The organism is Tamaricihabitans halophyticus (genome assembly GCF_004340875.1).
Classification (GTDB): Bacteria; Actinomycetota; Actinomycetes; order Mycobacteriales; family Pseudonocardiaceae; genus Tamaricihabitans; species Tamaricihabitans halophyticus.
Window position 1 is genome coordinate 164108 of record NZ_SLXQ01000011.1, and the last position, 15568, is coordinate 179675.

The 15568-nt window shown below is 67.6% G+C and carries 15 protein-coding genes and 1 riboswitch; of the genes, 4 read left to right on the forward strand and 11 right to left on the reverse strand.

The window, feature by feature from the left end; genetic code table 11:
• The first annotated feature begins 107 nt into the window (after positions 1–107).
• Positions 108–243, forward strand: a riboswitch (cobalamin riboswitch).
• Between the two features lie 105 nt (positions 244–348).
• The 3 genes from EV191_RS22140 (at position 349) to EV191_RS22150 (ending at position 3263) form a co-directional block, all read left to right on the forward strand.
• On the forward strand, positions 349–1371 hold the full coding sequence (locus EV191_RS22140; protein ID WP_132879061.1) for an ABC transporter substrate-binding protein: 1023 nt from the start codon (positions 349–351) through the stop codon (positions 1369–1371).
• Positions 1372–1494: 123 nt separating this feature from the next.
• A complete protein-coding gene (locus tag EV191_RS22145) occupies positions 1495–2487 on the forward strand; it encodes a FecCD family ABC transporter permease (RefSeq protein WP_243659142.1) in 993 nt (330 codons plus the stop codon).
• Complete coding sequence (locus tag EV191_RS22150) at positions 2484–3263, forward strand: ABC transporter ATP-binding protein (RefSeq protein WP_132879062.1); 780 nt, start codon at positions 2484–2486, stop codon at positions 3261–3263. The genes EV191_RS22145 and EV191_RS22150 overlap by 4 nt, the downstream gene beginning before the upstream one ends.
• Before the next feature lie 28 nt (positions 3264–3291).
• Here EV191_RS22150 and EV191_RS22155 read toward each other — a convergent pair whose 3' ends face one another.
• From EV191_RS22155 to EV191_RS22190, 8 genes are all read right to left on the reverse strand, one after another.
• On the reverse strand, positions 3292–3546 hold the full coding sequence (locus tag EV191_RS22155; protein WP_132879063.1) for a hypothetical protein: 255 nt from the start codon (positions 3544–3546) through the stop codon (positions 3292–3294).
• 269 nt (positions 3547–3815) lie between these two features.
• Positions 3816–4886, reverse strand: coding sequence for a prolipoprotein diacylglyceryl transferase (gene lgt, locus EV191_RS22160; RefSeq protein ID WP_132879064.1), 1071 nt, complete (start codon positions 4884–4886; stop codon positions 3816–3818).
• Between the two features lie 168 nt (positions 4887–5054).
• Positions 5055–5567, reverse strand: coding sequence for a DUF3291 domain-containing protein (locus tag EV191_RS22165; RefSeq protein ID WP_132879065.1), 513 nt, complete (start codon positions 5565–5567; stop codon positions 5055–5057).
• Positions 5568–5653: 86 nt separating this feature from the next.
• Complete coding sequence (trpA, locus tag EV191_RS22170) at positions 5654–6439, reverse strand: tryptophan synthase subunit alpha (RefSeq protein ID WP_132879066.1); 786 nt, start codon at positions 6437–6439, stop codon at positions 5654–5656.
• Entirely contained in the window at positions 6436–7677 is a 1242-nt protein-coding gene (gene trpB / locus EV191_RS22175; protein WP_132879128.1) for a tryptophan synthase subunit beta, read from the reverse strand. Before trpB ends, trpA begins: the two co-directional genes overlap by 4 nt.
• Before the next feature lie 44 nt (positions 7678–7721).
• Complete coding sequence (gene trpC, locus EV191_RS22180) at positions 7722–8531, reverse strand: indole-3-glycerol phosphate synthase TrpC (RefSeq protein ID WP_132879067.1); 810 nt, start codon at positions 8529–8531, stop codon at positions 7722–7724.
• Positions 8532–8702: 171 nt separating this feature from the next.
• Positions 8703–9281 (reverse strand): Trp biosynthesis-associated membrane protein, encoded by a 579-nt coding sequence (locus EV191_RS22185; RefSeq protein WP_243659138.1) that lies wholly within the window; start codon positions 9279–9281, stop codon positions 8703–8705.
• Positions 9274–10845, reverse strand: a complete 1572-nt coding sequence (locus tag EV191_RS22190; RefSeq protein ID WP_132879068.1) for an anthranilate synthase component I — start codon at positions 10843–10845, stop codon at positions 9274–9276. Before EV191_RS22190 ends, EV191_RS22185 begins: the two co-directional genes overlap by 8 nt.
• A 153-nt stretch (positions 10846–10998) precedes the next feature.
• Here EV191_RS22190 and EV191_RS22195 point away from each other — a divergent pair, with 153 nt between their 5' ends.
• On the forward strand, positions 10999–11685 hold the full coding sequence (locus tag EV191_RS22195; RefSeq protein WP_132879069.1) for a TetR/AcrR family transcriptional regulator: 687 nt from the start codon (positions 10999–11001) through the stop codon (positions 11683–11685).
• A 17-nt stretch (positions 11686–11702) separates the two neighbouring features.
• Here EV191_RS22195 and EV191_RS22200 read toward each other — a convergent pair whose 3' ends face one another.
• The 3 genes from EV191_RS22200 to EV191_RS22210 are packed head-to-tail and all read right to left on the reverse strand — an operon-like array spanning position 11703 to position 15498.
• Positions 11703–12860 carry an iron-containing alcohol dehydrogenase family protein gene (locus EV191_RS22200; RefSeq protein WP_243659143.1) on the reverse strand — a complete coding sequence of 386 codons (1158 nt, stop codon included), beginning with the start codon at positions 12858–12860 and terminating at the stop codon, positions 11703–11705.
• Positions 12860–14389: an aldehyde dehydrogenase family protein gene (locus tag EV191_RS22205; RefSeq protein WP_132879070.1), complete on the reverse strand. Its 1530-nt coding sequence runs from the start codon at positions 14387–14389 to the stop codon at positions 12860–12862. Before EV191_RS22205 ends, EV191_RS22200 begins: the two co-directional genes overlap by 1 nt.
• Entirely contained in the window at positions 14386–15498 is a 1113-nt protein-coding gene (locus EV191_RS22210; protein WP_132879071.1) for a mandelate racemase/muconate lactonizing enzyme family protein, read from the reverse strand. Before EV191_RS22210 ends, EV191_RS22205 begins: the two co-directional genes overlap by 4 nt.
• Positions 15499–15568: the final 70 nt, after the last annotated feature.

Consider the following 15568-nt stretch of genomic DNA (forward strand, 5'->3'; position numbering starts at 1 on the left):
ACGTGAACTCTGGGGGACCTGTTGCCCGGATCACTGCGTTCTCGACTTGATAACGATGCGGCCGGCCGCGAGCACACCGCATACCGGACCATGGGCCGTCTAACCTGGTAGCGTGGCTCATCGCCGGTCCACGTGACCGGTGGCGTGAGCGACTGCGAAGTCCGGTGCGAATCCGGCGCTGTCCCGCAACTGTGAGGTTTCCAGGAACCGAGCCAGGTCGCCTGTCGGTCACGCCGACGCCAACCGCCTCCGGTGCAGGGGTGCGGCGTCCGTACTCCCGGCAGGACAGATCTCGGCGATGGGTGCGGAAACCGCCCCCCGGTGCCGGCCGAGAACACGGGATGCCTCATGACCGGGTCCATCCAACGCACCGGGCAAGCAACTCGCCCCTCCCGATTTCGCCGGTGCTTATTGCCGTTGCTGACGCTGGTGCTCGCCACCGCCGTGCTCGCGGGTTGCGCCCAGCGGGAACTGGAGTCCGCGGCTGACCGCTCTGGCGACGGATCCTCATCGGGCAACGGGGCCGGCAACGCCGCTTTCCCGGTCACCGTGACGTCGCCGGGTAACGACCAGTCCATCACGCTGGAAAGCAAACCGACCGAGATCGTGTCGCTGTCCCCACCCGCTACCGAGGTGCTCTACGAACTCGGCGCGGGCGACCAGGTCGCCGCCGTGGATGATCAGTCGAACTATCCGCAAGAGGCCCCGCGCACCAAGCTCTCCGGGCTGAACCCCAACCCCGAGGCCATCGCGGAGTACGACCCGCAGCTGGTGGTCGCCCATGACGACACCGACGACCTGGTCGCCGCACTGGACAAACTAGACATTCCGACGTTGATCCTGCCGGCGGCCGAAACGCTGGACGAGGCCTACGCGCAGTACGAGCTACTGGGCACAGCAACCGGGCACCAGCAGAAGGGCGCCGAGCTCGCCGAACAGACCCGCGACGAGATCGACCAGATCATTCGCGAAACACCCAAACCGGACGATAAGCTGAGCTATTACCATGAGCTCGGTCCGGATCACTTCACCGCGACCTCGGATACCTTCGTTGGCGGGGTCTACCAGCGCTTCGGGCTGCGCAATATCGCCGATGACGTCGACGATCCGGCAGCTGCTGGCTACCCGCAGCTATCCGCCCAGCGGGTATTGCAAGCCAACCCGGATCTGATCTTCCTCGCCGACACCAAATGCTGCGGTATGACCAAGGAGCGGGTCGCCGGCCGGCCCGGCTGGGACACGCTGAACGCGGTCCGCGCGGAGCAGGTGATCGAGTTGAACGACGACACCGCCTCGCGGTGGAGCCCGCGCATCGTCGAGTTCGTGCGCGCCGTTTCGGATGCGGTCAAGTCCGCGGGCAACCAGGAGTAATCGAGAGTGTTGCGCGCACCGCGCGCCGGGAAATCGGCACCGGAGGGCACCTCGCCGGATGGGGATCCACACCCCGTCGCCGGCAAGCGAACCAGGCTCCGCCCGGTCGTTCTACTCCTCGGTCTGCTTGGCCTCGTCGTGGTCTTTCTCGGCGCCGTCCTGATCGGCTCATCCGGGCTCGGTTGGCGGCAGGTCCTCGCCGAGATCGTCGCACAGCTCACCGGTGGCGTTTCCCCACTGTCCGAACGGGACGCGGCGATCATCTGGGAGCTGCGGGTGCCGAGGATCGTGCTCGCCGGCCTTGTCGGCGCGGCACTGGCCAGCGCGGGTGCCTGCTACCAGGCCGTTTTCCGGAATCCGCTCGCGGACCCCTACTTGCTCGGCGCCGCGGCCGGCGCGGGGATGGCCGCCACGATCGTGATGGTCACGGTCCCCGCCGTCCGCGGCTGGCCGGTCGATCCGATTCCGATCGCGGCGTTCGCGGGATCGCTCGGCGGGGTTGGCCTCACCTGGCTACTCGGCAGGTCGGCAAGCGGGCGCGGTTCGTCCGGCACCGGAACCCTGCTGCTCGCTGGCGTCGCGGTGGCCGCGTTCCTCACCGCGGTCCAGACCTTCGTGCAACAGCTCAATGTGGACACCCTGAAGGATGTCTACCTGTGGATGCTCGGCGGCTTCAACCTGGCCGACTGGAACGCGGTATTGCTCGCCTTGCCCTATATCGGACTGGCCGCCGTCGTTCTGGTGTTGTGCGGGCGACTGTTGGACGTGCTCGGACTTGGTGACGCTGAAGCGGCATCGCTCGGGCTGCGCCCAGGCCGGATCCGGTTCCTGGTGCTTGCCGCGGCTTCGCTGGCGACCGCGGCCGCGGTTTCGGTGAGCGGCCTGATCGGCTTCGTGGGCATCGTCGTACCGCATATCGTCCGGCTGCTTGCCGGCTCGAGCTACCGGGTGATCGTGCCGATGTCGCTGATCGCCGGCGCCATCTTTCTGATCGTCGCTGACCAGTTGGCCGGCAACGTGCGCTATCCGGCCGAACTGCCGATCGGCGTGATCACCGCATTCACCGGTGCGCCGTTCTTCGTACTCGTGCTCCGCTCAGCCAGGGGGCGGGTATGACGGTCGGGCTCACCCTGCGGGACCTCTCCGCGGGATACCGCAAACATCCGGTGCTGCACGAGGTTGAGCTGGATGTACCGGCGGGCGGATGGCTCGCGATCATCGGGGCGAACGGTACTGGAAAGTCCACATTGCTCAAGGCGATCGCGGGGTTGGTGCCACATACCGGCGACGTCTGGATCGGCGAGCACAAGGCCAGCGAGTTGGGGCGGCGCGAGCTTGCCAGAAAGCTCGGCTACCTGCCGCAGGGCGCTTCGCTTCCAGACGGGCTGACGGTCACCGACTACGTGCTACTCGGGCGCACACCACATCTTGGCGCCCTCGCCAGGGAGGGGCAATCCGATGTGGACATCGTCACGGCGGTACTCGGTCGCCTTGACTTGTCGCATTTAGCCAGTCGTCAACTACGCACTCTTTCTGGCGGCGAACAGCAACGTGCCGTGCTGGCCCGGGTACTCGCTCAGCACACCGGGGTACTCCTGCTCGACGAGCCGACGACCGGTCTGGACATTGGCCACGCGCAGATCCTGCTCGAACTCGTAGATACCCTGCGCAGGGAAGACGGCACCACCGTCGTGTCCACACTGCACGATCTGACCTTCGCGGCGCAGTACGCGGACCGCATCGTGCTGATCAACTGCGGGCGGGTCGTCGCCACCGGCACTCCGGATGAGGTGCTGACCGCCCAGGCACTCACCGAGTACTACGGAGCGCGCACCACCCTGCTGACCGCACCAGACGGCAGCAGGGTGGTGGCACCACTGCGAGGCAGCTGACTATTTGATTCCTCGGTGGCTCGGGACGCTAGCCTCGCCGGCGGTAGGTACGGCCCTGCTGTTTGCCGACCGCGTCTGGCCGCGCACCACGGTTCGGTGCGGCGAACCCCGCGGGCTGCGTTGACCCGGTCTTCTTGCCGGCCATCCGTCGTTGCCTGCGGTTTGCCGGAGGCTGTTCGACCTGTGGCGGTTCGGCGGCCGCGCTGTCAGCAAGCGCGCCGATCGGTTGCTGGCGAACCGCGTCCATCGGATTGAGTGGGGAATTATCGTGCCTAGCAGGCATACCGGACCTCCTCGCGGAGTTGGCTGCGAACCCGAAACGGGTTGAACGAGCTGTACGCGAACCCAGCGACGGGTCGCGAACGCGGGCTACGGCACGGGAAACTCAACGAACAACGAACGAGGACCCGGCCGCACAGGACACAAAGCATCCGTAGCGGCCCACACCCATGACAACGGGTTAGCCAGCAACGGAGCGCGGCTCACGATGATCCTCAAAGCTTCATGTTGCCAACCGTAGCAGCAATCAGCCGCGCCCGCACAACCTTTTGATCAGTTCTCCGTCGTGTCGGATCGCCTCGGTTCCGAGGGCCCAGACTTCGAGGGCCCAGGCTCCGAGGACTCAGTCTCCGAGGGCTCGCGCTCTGGAGAGTCGGATTCTGGAGAGTCGGGCTCCGGCTCCCCAGCCCCAAGTTCCGATGAGCCAGCGGCCGACGATGCCGTGCCGCCAGCGGCGAGCAGTGCGGCGATATCTTCTCGTGGCCCACGCCGGCGTGCGAGCACCAGGTAGATCACCGCGCCAATGAAGACCAGGATCGCCACCCAGACGTTGATTCGGGTGCCGAATATCTCGGTGGCTTCATCGGTACGCATCATCTCGATCCACGCCCTGCCGAGCGTGTACCCCGCGACATAAAGCGCGAACGCGCGCCCGTGTCCCAACCGGAAACGGCGGTCCGCCCACACGACCAGGGCCGCGACCGCCAGGTTCCACAACAGTTCGTACAGGAAGGTCGGGTGGAACGGGCTGCCGGCGATCTGGTCTTGCGCGGATATCGCCACGCCGTTGAGATTGTCCACCTGGCCGGCGTCGTTGACCCGAACGTAGATCTCCAGACCCCACGGCAGATCGGTGGGCGCGCCGTAGAGCTCCTGGTTGAAGTAGTTGCCGAGCCTGCCGATCGCCTGTGCCACGACAATGCCAGGGGCGATCGCGTCGGCCACCGCGGGCAGCGGGATACCCCGGCGGCGGCAGGCGATCCACGCGCCCACACCACCGAGCGCGATAGCGCCCCAGATACCCAGCCCGCCGTCCCAGATGCGCAGAATTCCCGCCGGATCGCCCTCTGGACCGAAGTACTTATCCGCATCGGTGAGCACGTGGTACAGCCGGCCGCCGATCAGTCCGAACGGGACCGCGAATACGGCGATATCGGTGATCGTGCCGCGCTCCCCGCCCCGCGCGACCCAGCGCCGCTCGCCCCACCAGATCGCCAGCACGATACCGACGATGATCAGTAGCGCGTAGGCGCGCAGCGGGATCGGACCGAGCTGCCATACACCTCGATCCGGGCTCGGGATAGAGGCCAACACGATCTGCTGGGACAGGGTCGCCGATATCACCGGCTCACCGTAACGTGCTGCCGTCTCCTCGGTGAGCCCGGGACACGCCGGATCGACGCCGGACACGGTGGCCGGGCGGCACCCACACCGGGTTCACAACCCTGCCGGAACAGCCGCGTCGTCCGGCCGCCGACTGGCCAGGAAAGCCCCTCCGGCAACCCGAAGCGATCAGGCGGGGCACAACCAATCAGGCGAGCCCGACCGCATCTCGGTGCCGGCGACGGCATCGGCGGGGAAAGTCTCCCGGAAGGTGAACGCGTATGGCGTTGGGCCGTGCGCACGCAGATATCGGACGCGTTGCTCCGCCTCCTCGGTCGTCGGCCGGTGCCCTTCCGGAACCCACCACAGCACCGAGGTCGCTTCGCGTACGTGTTCGAACCATTCCCGACGGCGGCGCAGCACCTCCCGATGCGCGCCGGAGAACACGAAGTCCGCCAGCGCGGACACCGATGTCCAGGTGGACATGTTCACGATAACCCCAGCACTGTCCCCCGCATCCCAGTCGAACGCGCGGATCGCGGTCGCATCGCCGTCCTCGGTCTGCAGTCGCCAAACGAAACCCGGCGCGGTATCGGCAACGGCATTCACCGGTTCCAACGCGGCCACGAAATCCCGTAGTCGTGGCGCGTCGAGCGGAGCTCGCAGTCGAGAAAAGTTCACCTGGGCCAGCTGCATCGCCATATGCGGCAGTCTGCCGAGTCGCCCAGCGCGCTGACAAGAGCCGTACGGTTGACTGGCCGAGAAAGACGGGCCAAGCGCCGGTCCCATCAGGCCGGGTTGCGTACCCCTTCGGCGAGTTCGCTGGCGAGCTCGCGGACCGCGGTGACCCCACCGCGTTCCGCCGCGGCGACGAAGGCCGAACCGACGATCACCGCGTCGGCGAAACCGGCCACTGTGGCCGCCTGCGCCCCGTCCCGGACCCCCAGTCCGACGCCGATTGGCAGCTCGGTATGCGCTCGGGTACGGCGCACCAGGTCAGCGGCATCCACACCGACCGCATCCCGGGCACCGGTCACCCCCATCACCGCGGTGGCGTACACGAAACCCGAAGCGGCTGAGGTGGTCAGCGCCAGCCGCTCTTCGGTCGACGATGGTGCGACAAGAAAGATCCGGTCCATACCGGTATCCCGGGAAGCGGCCAGCCAGTCCGCCGCCTCGTCCGGGATCAGGTCAGGGGTGACGATACCCAGTCCACCCGCGGCGGCCAGGTCCTTGGCGAAGGCGGCCACGCCGTAGTGGTGCACCGGGTTCCAGTAGGTCATCACCACCGCGGGCACCTGCCGCCGGGCCAGCTCGGAAACCACGTCGAACACCTGCCGCACGCGGAAACCGGCGTCGAGCGCGGTGACCGACGCCGCCTGAATGGTGGGACCGTCCATCACCGGATCGGAATACGGAAGTCCAACCTCGACCACATCACAACCGCCGTCGGCCATGGCGCCAAGCAACTCGATGGATTCGGCCACTGTCGGGTATCCGGCCGGCAGATACCCGATCAGCGCCGCGCGCCCCTCGGCGCGGGTTTTCGCGAATACTTCGTCCAGCCGGCTCATCCCAGGTTCTCCTCCGAAACCAGCCCGAACCAGCGGGCGGCCGTATCCACGTCCTTATCGCCCCTGCCGGACAGGTTCACCAGAATCACCGCATCCGGCCCGAGTTCCTGGCCGAGTGTGCGCGCGCCAGCGAGAGCGTGCGCCGATTCGATCGCCGGGATGATGCCCTCGGTCCGGGAAAGCAGCTGGAAAGCCTCCATGGCCTCGGCGTCGGTCGCGGCGCGGTACTCCGCCCTGCCGGTGTCCTTCAACCAGGAGTGCTCCGGGCCCACCCCGGGATAGTCCAGCCCCGCCGAGATCGAGTAGGCCTCGATGGTCTGCCCATCCTCGTCCTGCAGGAGATAGGACAACGCGCCGTGCAGTAGTCCGGGTGTTCCCTCGGACAGCGTCGCGCCATGCTCGCCGCTGTCCAGTCCCTTACCACCCGGCTCGATACCAATCAGCCGAACGTTCGGGTCGTCAAGGAAACCGTGGAAGACACCGATCGCGTTCGAGCCGCCGCCAACACAGGCGACCACCGCGTCCGGCAACCTACCCAGCCGCTCCAGCGTCTGCTGATGGGCCTCTTCGCCGATCACCTTGTGCAGATTGCGCACCATCACGGGAAAGGGGTGCGCCCCGGCCGCTGTCCCGAGCAGATAATGCGAATCCTCGACATTGGCCACCCAGTCCCGTAGCGCCTCGTTGATCGCGTCCTTCAACGTGCGCGAGCCCGTCCGCACCGGAATGACCTCGGCGCCGAGCAACCGCATCCGGGCTACGTTCAGCGCCTGCCGCTCGGTGTCCACCTCCCCCATGTACACCACGCATTCCAGCCCGAGCAGCGCACAGGCCGTCGCGGAGGCGACCCCGTGCTGTCCGGCGCCGGTTTCGGCGATGACCCGCTTCTTGCCCATCCGTTTGGTCAACAACGCTTGCCCGAGCACGTTGTTGATCTTGTGGGAACCGGTGTGGTTGAGGTCTTCCCGCTTCAGCAGGATCGTGGCACCACCGGCGTGTTCGGCGAACCGGGGCGCCTCGGTGAGCAGCGAAGGCCGCCCCGCGTATTCGCGGAGCAGGCGGTCCAGCTCACCGGTGAACTCCGGGTCCAGCCTGGCCTTGTCGTATGCCGTGGACAGTTCATCCAGCGCGGCGATCAACGCCTCGGGCATGAACCGGCCGCCGTAGGGTCCGAATCGGCCGTTTTCGTCCGGATCGTGCCGATTCTTCCCAGATTTCGGCATATCCGATTCCGGCATATCTGATTCGGTCACGGCTTCTCGCTCATCATCGACACGACCCATCATCGACTCGGTCGCGGGCAGGCCGGATGCGAACCCGCGGTCACCAGTTGGACGACGGCCTGCTTGGGGTCATCGCTGGCTACCAAGCCCTCGCCGACGAGTACGGCATCGGCGCCAACCCCGGCGTAGGCCATCAGATCGCGGGGGTCACGGACGCCCGATTCGGCGATCTTCACGACGTCCATCGGCAACCCGGGGGCCAGCCGGCCGAACACGTCCCGGTCCACTTCGAGAGTGTGCAGGTCCCGCGCGTTGATCCCGATCACCTTCGCCCCAGCCTCGAGCGCGCGGTCGGCTTCCTCCGCGGTGTGTACCTCGACCAGCGCGGTCATGCCCAGCGACTCGACCCGGTCGAGCAGCGATACCAGCGCGTTCTGCTCCAGCGCCGCGACGATCAGCAGCACCATGTCCGCGCCGTACAGCCGGGACTCGTGCACCTGGTAGGGACTGACGATGAAATCCTTACGCAGCACCGGGATATCCACGGCCGCGCGAACCGCGGCGAGATCATCCAGGCTGCCCCCGAACCGGCGCTGCTCGGTAAGCACGCTGATCACTCGCGCCCCCGCGTCCGCGTAGTCCGCGGCCAGCGTCGCCGGATCGGGAATCTCCGCGAGCACGCCCTTCGATGGACTGCTCCGTTTGACCTCCGCGATAACGCCGATCGCCGAGGATCGAAGGGCGCTGATGACATCCTTGGGAGCGGCGACGCTCGCCGCCCGCTCTTTCAACTCCTCGAACGGCAGCGCGGCCTGTCGAGTCTCGAGGTCCGCACGGACGCCGGCGATGATTGATTCCAGAACGCTCACGAAATCTCCTCGCCAGCTGGTTGCCTGACGTCGGCTGGAGCGCCACCCGTCAGTGATGGTGACCCGGTCGTCGCCGGGAGTTCGGTAGCCAGCTCGCTCACAGAAACCTTCCCCTTCCCGCACCGCTGATGCTAGCCGTCGACCAGTTGCCGCCACGCGTGGCCCCGCATCTCAATCTCGCGCGGTCGGGTCCTCGCCCTCGGAGAACGCCTGCCACATCGCGCGGTTCGGGTCCTGCTCGCCGCGCCGGGCCCCGGGTGCCTGGTACGCGCCGCCGAGCCGGGCCATCCGCGCGCCGCGCGCGAGCACCAGTAACCCCACCCCGACCAACAGCAGCCCGGCGAGCACGGCAAGCCCCCGGCCCGCGGCGATCTCCAGACGCGGGTAATCATCCGGCCGGTCGCCGAACACCGCGCCGATCCCGTTCAGCGCCAGCCAGCCGGCCGCGACGCCGGCGAGCGCCAGCACGGCGCCAAGCACCCTGCGCAACCAGCCGGTACTGGCCACCACACCAGCGATACCGGCCAGTGCGAGCAGCGCGAGCGGCTGGAGGGCCGGCGCCAGCGTGGCACCGTCATCGACCTGGGGCACCCTGCCGCGTACCGGTAGCTCCCGCACGGTGACCTGCCAGGTCAGGCTCGACGCCCCCCACAGCAGCGCGGCGGCGAGCAACAGCCCTACCGCCACGATCCACAGTGGACGACGGTCTGATCTGGCTGGCGTACCGTGGTCAGCCTCCTGCTCAGACACCAGCTGCTTCGCCCACTTCCCCACGATCCTGGATACCGCTCACCGCCGAGGTCATCGTCTCCGCGGTGGCGATCGCGGTAAGCACCGTGCGCGCCTTGTTCACCGATTCAGTGTCCTCGTATTCCGGTTCGGAATCGGCTACGACGCCGCCGCCTGCCTGCACATAGGCCATTCCGTCGCGCATCAGGGCGGTACGAATCGCGATCGCGGTATCGCCGTCGCCGGCGAAATCCAGGTAGCCGACGACACCGCCGTAGAGCCCGCGCCTGGTCGGTTCGAGTTCTTCGATCAGTTCCATGGCTCGAACCTTGGGCGCGCCGGTCAGGGTGCCCGCGGGGAAACACGCGGTCACCGCGTCAAAGGCGGTGGTCCCGGCGGCCAGCTCACCGGTGACCGTCGACTCGATATGCATGACATGGCTGTAGCGCTCGACGCGGAAGAAATCGGTTACCCGCACCGTGCCTGGTTTACACACCCTGCCCAGATCGTTGCGGCCAAGGTCTACCAGCATCAGATGCTCCGCCCGCTCCTTCACATCGGCGAGCAGATCCTTCTCCAACCACGCGTCTTCCTCCGGATCGGCGCCGCGCCAGCGAGTGCCGGCGATCGGGTGGGTAGTCGCCTTCCCATCTCGCACCGTGACCAACGCCTCCGGGCTGGAACCGACGATGTCGAATCCGTCCAATCGGAGCAGGTACATATACGGGCTGGGATTCGTCACCCGCAGCACGCGGTAGACATCCAACGCATCGGCCTGGGTGACCATTTCGAACCGCTGCGAAGGCACGATCTGGAAGGCTTCGCCCGCGTGGATCGCCTCCACCGCGGCGCGTACCGCCTCGTGGTAATCGTCCGGGGTGCGCCGGCGCTGAAACTCCGGCGCGGGACGGCTGAACACCGAGTCGGTTGGCGCAGCGACGGTGTGCAGCCCCATCGCCATCTCATCCAGCCGCCGCACCGCGTCGGTATAGGCGGCGTCCACCCGTTCCGGACTGTCGTCCCAGTTGACCGCGTTAGCGATCAACGTGATGGTGCTCTGATGGTGGTCAAAGGCCGCAAGGTCAGTGGTCAGCAACATGACCAGTTCAGGCACCCGCAGATCGTTGACCGACAGCTCGGGCAGCCGTTCGAGCCGGCGTACCGCGTCGTAGCCGATGTAGCCGACCATCCCGCCGTGCAGCGGCGGCAGACCGGGAAGCGGATCGGTATGCAGGGCGTTGACCGTTTCCCGGAGCGCGACCAGTGGGTCATCGGTCTCCGGCATCCCCACCGGCGGGGTCCCCGTCCATACCGCCTTGCCGTCCACCGAGGTCAATGCCGCGGGACTGCGTACCCCGATAAACGACCATCGGGACCAGGCGCTGCCGTTTTCCGCGGACTCGAACAAGAAGGTGCCCGGCCGGTCCGCGGCCAGCTTGCGGTACACGCCAACCGGGGTTTCCGCGTCCGCGAGCAGCCGCCGCACCACCGGGATCACGCGGCGCTGCTTGGCTAGCGCACGGAAGGCTTCCCTGCTCGGCGAGATCTCACCTAGTCCCGCTGCCGATACGCTGGCGTTTACCATATGCGACATTGTGCCGAGCCGATCAGCAATGGTCGCGAGCGGGTCGCAATTCAACGGTCGTTGATTTCTGGTTGCCGCTGCGGCAAGATTACGGGTGCCAGCGACATACTCAGCGACACGATGAGGGACGGGACACCAGTCAGTGAGGACGGCATGACTCCGGTCAACGGTCCGCGGGTCGACGCGCGCGATGACGCGGCAGACGACGAGTCCAGCTACGAGGAGGCGGGCACCGGGAAACGCCGGGGACGCCGACCGGGCCGCGAGGACACCCGCGCGGCTTTGCTGACCGCCGCCAGGGAACTCTTCAGCGAACAGGGATACGAAGGCGCCACGGTACGCGCGATCGCCACGCGCGCCGGTGTCGATCCGGCGATGGTCAATCACTGGTTCGGCGGCAAGGAGGGCCTGTTCGCCAAGGCAGTGCTGGAACTGCCGTTCAACCCGCCGGAAGTGCTGGAGACCATCCTGAATGGCGGGCCCATCGACACGCTCGGCGAGCGGATCGTACGTACCTTCGTGACCAGGTGGGACGAGAGCGGCGGCGGGGTCTTCACCGCGCTGGTGCGCAGTATCTCGGCACGCGAGGACGCGGCGAAGGCGCTCCGTGAGCTCATCATGAAGTACTTGCTCGGCAGGATCGCGAGCGAACTGGCCAGCGACCACGCCGAACTACGCGCGAGCCTGTGTGCCTCGCAGATGGTCGGCCTCGGCATGATCCGCTACGTCGCCGCGTTCGAGCCGCTCGCCTCGGCCGACATCCCCACCGTGGTCGCATTGGTCGCCCCGAACCTCCAGCACTACCTCACCGGCGAGCTGAACCTGGAACGAGCCGAGTGACCCGAACCCACGCGCGCTCACCAGCAGCGATCGAGTAGCCCGTGCAGTTCGGCCGCGCTCGCCGAACGCGGTGCGTTCGCGCTCACCGGATCGGCCAGCGCGGTGGCGACCAACGACTCGCGCTGGGCATCCGCGCAGCCGAGCTCGGCAACCGTACGCCGAACGCCGACCCTGTCCACCAGGTCATCAAGGACGTCGGGGAGCGCGTACGCGTCCCGCGCGCCCACCGCGCTGGCCACCCGCGCGTAACCCGGCTCGTCCGCGGCTAGCGAGAAGGCAACCGTTTCGGCGAGCACCGCGGAAAGTGCCAGTCCGTGCACCGCGCCGCAATGCAGGCTGATCGCGTGCGCGAGACCGTGCACCAACCCAAGGCCGCTGCGGGTCAGCGCAAGGCCAGCCAGATGCGCGGCGAGCAGCATGTTCGCCCGTGCCGCGCGGTCGGAACCGTCCGCCACGGCCCTCGGTAACCACTCGGCGGCCAGCTCCACCGCACGGGTGGCGTACAGCTCGGATACCGGATTGCGGCCGCGCGAGGTCAGCGACTCCACGCCGTGCACCAGCGCGTCCACCCCGGTCGCGGCGGTCGCCGCCGCCGGCAGGCCGACGGTCAGCTCGGGATCGAGTATCGCGACGCGCGGCAGTACGGACTCGGCACCGCAGTACACCTTGCGCCGGCCAGACCGGTCCTCGAGTACGCCGAAACCATTGGTCTCCGCGCCAGTGCCGGCGGTCGTCGGTACCGCGAGCAGCGGCAGCCCCGGCGCCGCTGACGCGACCCCGGAACCATCGGCGCGCGCACCGGGATTGGCCGCGAGTAACGCAATGCCCTTCGCCGCGTCCACACTGGACCCACCGCCCACCGCGAGCACTGCGGTCGGCTGCCCCACGGCGAACTCGGCCGCCCGCGTGGCGGCGGTTTCCACGATCTCGGTCGTCGGATTCGCCGGCACCTCGTCGAAAACCCGCACCGCGATCCCGTGCTCCGTCAACGGCTCGAGCACTCGATCGAGCACTCCTGCCGCGCGCAGGCCAGGGTCGGTGACGACGAATACCCGGCGCGCGTCTGCCAGCCGTTCAGGGATCCGCCGGACCGCGCCCATGCCGAACTCGACGCTCGGCCCGGACGGCAGGCTGAAATCCGCGGTCGCTATGTCCATTCCGGTATTGCCCAGCATCACAACGCCAACCATGTCGTCTTGACGGCCGTGTAGTTGTCCAGGGCATGCCGGCTTCGGTCGCGACCATGCCCGGAATCCTTGAATCCACCGAACGGGGTGGTGATCGCGCTCGCGTCGTAGGTGTTGATCCACACCGTACCCGCGCGCAGCATCCCGGCGACCCGGTGTGCCTGGCTGATGTCCGCGGACCACACGCTGGCGGCAAGGCCGTACGGCGTGTCATTGGCGATCCGCACGCCAGTCTCGGTTCCCCGGAACGGTTGCACACACAGCACCGGCCCGAAGATCTCCGCGCGTGCCGCCCGGCTGCTGTTCGGCACGTCGTCCAGCACGGTCGGCGCGAGGTAGTTCGTCGCCGCCTCGGCCGTTGCCGGTGGCACTGGCCGACCTCCGGTCGCCAGGCGCGCGCCGTCGGACTCGGCTTCCACGATGTGCTCGCGAATACGCCGGGCCGCCGCCTCGTCGATGACGGGGCCGAGGACGGTGTCCCAGCGCAGCGGATCGCCCACGGTGAACTCGGCGGTTCTGGCGATGATTCGCTCCACGAGTGGTTCGCGCACCGACTCGTCAACCACCAGACGAGTACCGGCATGGCAGGTCTGCCCAGCGTTGTAGTACACGCCCCAGGTCACCGCCTCCGCGACAGCGTCCAGGTCGCCGGCATCGGCGAGTACCAGCTGGGGTGACTTCCCACCCAACTCCACGCTCACCGATTTTCCGTTGCTTTCCCCGGCATAGCGTTGAAACGCCCTGCCCACCTCCACTGACCCGGTGAACGCCAGTTTGTCCACATCGCCATGCCGGCCGAGCGCCGCACCGGTGACCGGACCGTCACCGGGGATCACGTTGAACACGCCGTCCGGGATGCCTGCCTCGGCGGCGAGCCTGGCGAGCACGAGCGCGGACAGCGGGGACTGCTCGGCCGGTTTGAGCACCACGCTGTTGCCCGTCGCCAGCGCGGGGGCGATCTTCCACGCCGTGATGATCAGCGGGTAGTTCCAGGGCACGACGGCGCCGACGACGCCGAGCGGTTCTCTGCTGATCGTGGCGATGGCATCCGGCCCGGTGGGCGCCACCTCGCCGTAGGTCTTGTCGATCAACTCGGCATACCACCGCACCGCCTGGGCACAGGCCGGAACATCGACGGTGAGCGATTCCCTGATCGGCTTACCGACGTCGAGCGTTTCGACGAGCGCGAGCTCCTCGCGGTGCGCTTCGATCAGCTCCGCGAACCTGAGCAGTACGTGTTTGCGCCACGCGGGCTCGGCCGCTCGCCACCCTCCCTTGTCGAACGCGCGGCGCGCGGCGAGCACCGCCGCGTCCACATCCGCTTCCCCGGCGAAGGCGACCTCGGCGACCACCCTGCCATCGCGGGGCGAATGATCGGCGAATCGCGCGCCCGACCTGGCGGCGACGAATTTCCCATCGATGAACAACTCGGTTTCCGGGCGCAGTGCGGCCGCCCGCGCCGCCCAGTCGATATCCGCGAGTTCGGTCACTGATCGCTCCACTAGTTCCTGTGTCATCGCCGGCACCTGCGTACCTCGGCTTCGTCCAACTCGGCGCCAAGGCCAGGAGCCGATGGCACCTGAAGGCAACCGTGCTCATCCGGCCACAGCGGTTCCGCGAGAAAGAAGTCGCGGCGCTCGGGTGTCCACCCGCCGGCAGGGTCGTAGGGGAACTCCAGATACGGACCCCCGCCAACTCCCGCGGTGAGGTGCAGGTTGGCCAGTACCCCGAGACCGTTTGTCCAGGTATGTGGGGTGAACCCACGGTGCTTCGCGCGAGCCAGCTCGGCGATTGTGCGCGCCCTGCTGATCCCGAGCGCGAGCACCACATCGGTCTGATAGACGTCCAGCGCGTCGGCCTCGAGGAGGCCAAGGGTGTGTCCGAAGGAGTCGAGCATCTCCCCCGCGGCGATCCGCGGCCCGGGATTGTCCGCGCGCAGCCGCTGGTAGCCGGCGATATCGTCGTAGGGCAACGGTTCTTCCACCCAGAAGACATCCAATTCGGACAGCTCGCGGACGACGGAACGCACCCTGGCGAGATCCATGCTGCGAGTCGGGTCGCCGGCCATCCGCCACGCCTGGTTGAGGTCAACCATGATGTCCAGCCGGTCGCCGACCGCTTCCCGGACCGTACGCACGGCGGCGATCCCCTCGGCGAGCGCGGCGGGCCGAATCCGGATCTTCACCGCGCGGAACCGTTGTTCGACAAGCGCGTGCGCGTCGTCGGCCCGCTGCGCCGGTTCGCGGGTGGCGCCCCAGGAGGCATATACCGGAATCCGATCGGTGAGATTGCCGAGCAGAGCACTCACCGGTAGACCGGCGGTCTTACCAAGGATGTCCCACAGTGCCGCTTCCAGTGGCCAGTAGCGACCGGCGTGGAAACCGAGCGATTCGATGACCCGCACCGCCTCCTCGATCCGCAGTGGGTCGGTGCCGAGGAAGTACTGGGCGAACTGGTCGAAGCCGGCCATCGTGTCGCCGGAGCCCACCCCGGTGATCCCCTCGTCGGTGTGCACCCGGACGAGGGTGGCGTCGAAATGGGCCCGCGGCACCGGATCCCATGCGGCGTAAAAGGGCGGATCGAGTGGTGTCCGAAGTGGCTCGATCGTGATGTCGGTGATCTTCACTAACCGTCTCCCGCGTGCTGTCTCGTCGTCCCCGCAGTGAACGCAACCGGCGGCATCCACCGCAACGGGG

What these genes read in the sequence shown, in the direction of transcription:
- EV191_RS22150 (WP_132879062.1), top strand. Translation starts at nt 2,484, where the DNA reads ATGACGGTCGGGCTCACCCTGCGGGACCTCTCCGCGGGATACCGCAAA.
- EV191_RS22200 (WP_243659143.1), bottom strand. Translation starts at nt 12,860, where the DNA reads ATGCTGGGCAATACCGGAATGGACATAGCGACCGCGGATTTCAGCCTG.
- EV191_RS22195 (WP_132879069.1), top strand. Translation starts at nt 10,999, where the DNA reads ATGACTCCGGTCAACGGTCCGCGGGTCGACGCGCGCGATGACGCGGCA.
- EV191_RS22205 (WP_132879070.1), bottom strand. Translation starts at nt 14,389, where the DNA reads ATGACACAGGAACTAGTGGAGCGATCAGTGACCGAACTCGCGGATATC.
- EV191_RS22190 (WP_132879068.1), bottom strand. Translation starts at nt 10,845, where the DNA reads ATGGTAAACGCCAGCGTATCGGCAGCGGGACTAGGTGAGATCTCGCCG.
- trpB (WP_132879128.1), bottom strand. Translation starts at nt 7,677, where the DNA reads ATGCCGGAATCGGATATGCCGAAATCTGGGAAGAATCGGCACGATCCG.
- EV191_RS22140 (WP_132879061.1), top strand. Translation starts at nt 349, where the DNA reads ATGACCGGGTCCATCCAACGCACCGGGCAAGCAACTCGCCCCTCCCGA.
- EV191_RS22165 (WP_132879065.1), bottom strand. Translation starts at nt 5,567, where the DNA reads ATGGCGATGCAGCTGGCCCAGGTGAACTTTTCTCGACTGCGAGCTCCG.
- EV191_RS22155 (WP_132879063.1), bottom strand. Translation starts at nt 3,546, where the DNA reads ATGCCTGCTAGGCACGATAATTCCCCACTCAATCCGATGGACGCGGTT.
- trpA (WP_132879066.1), bottom strand. Translation starts at nt 6,439, where the DNA reads ATGAGCCGGCTGGACGAAGTATTCGCGAAAACCCGCGCCGAGGGGCGC.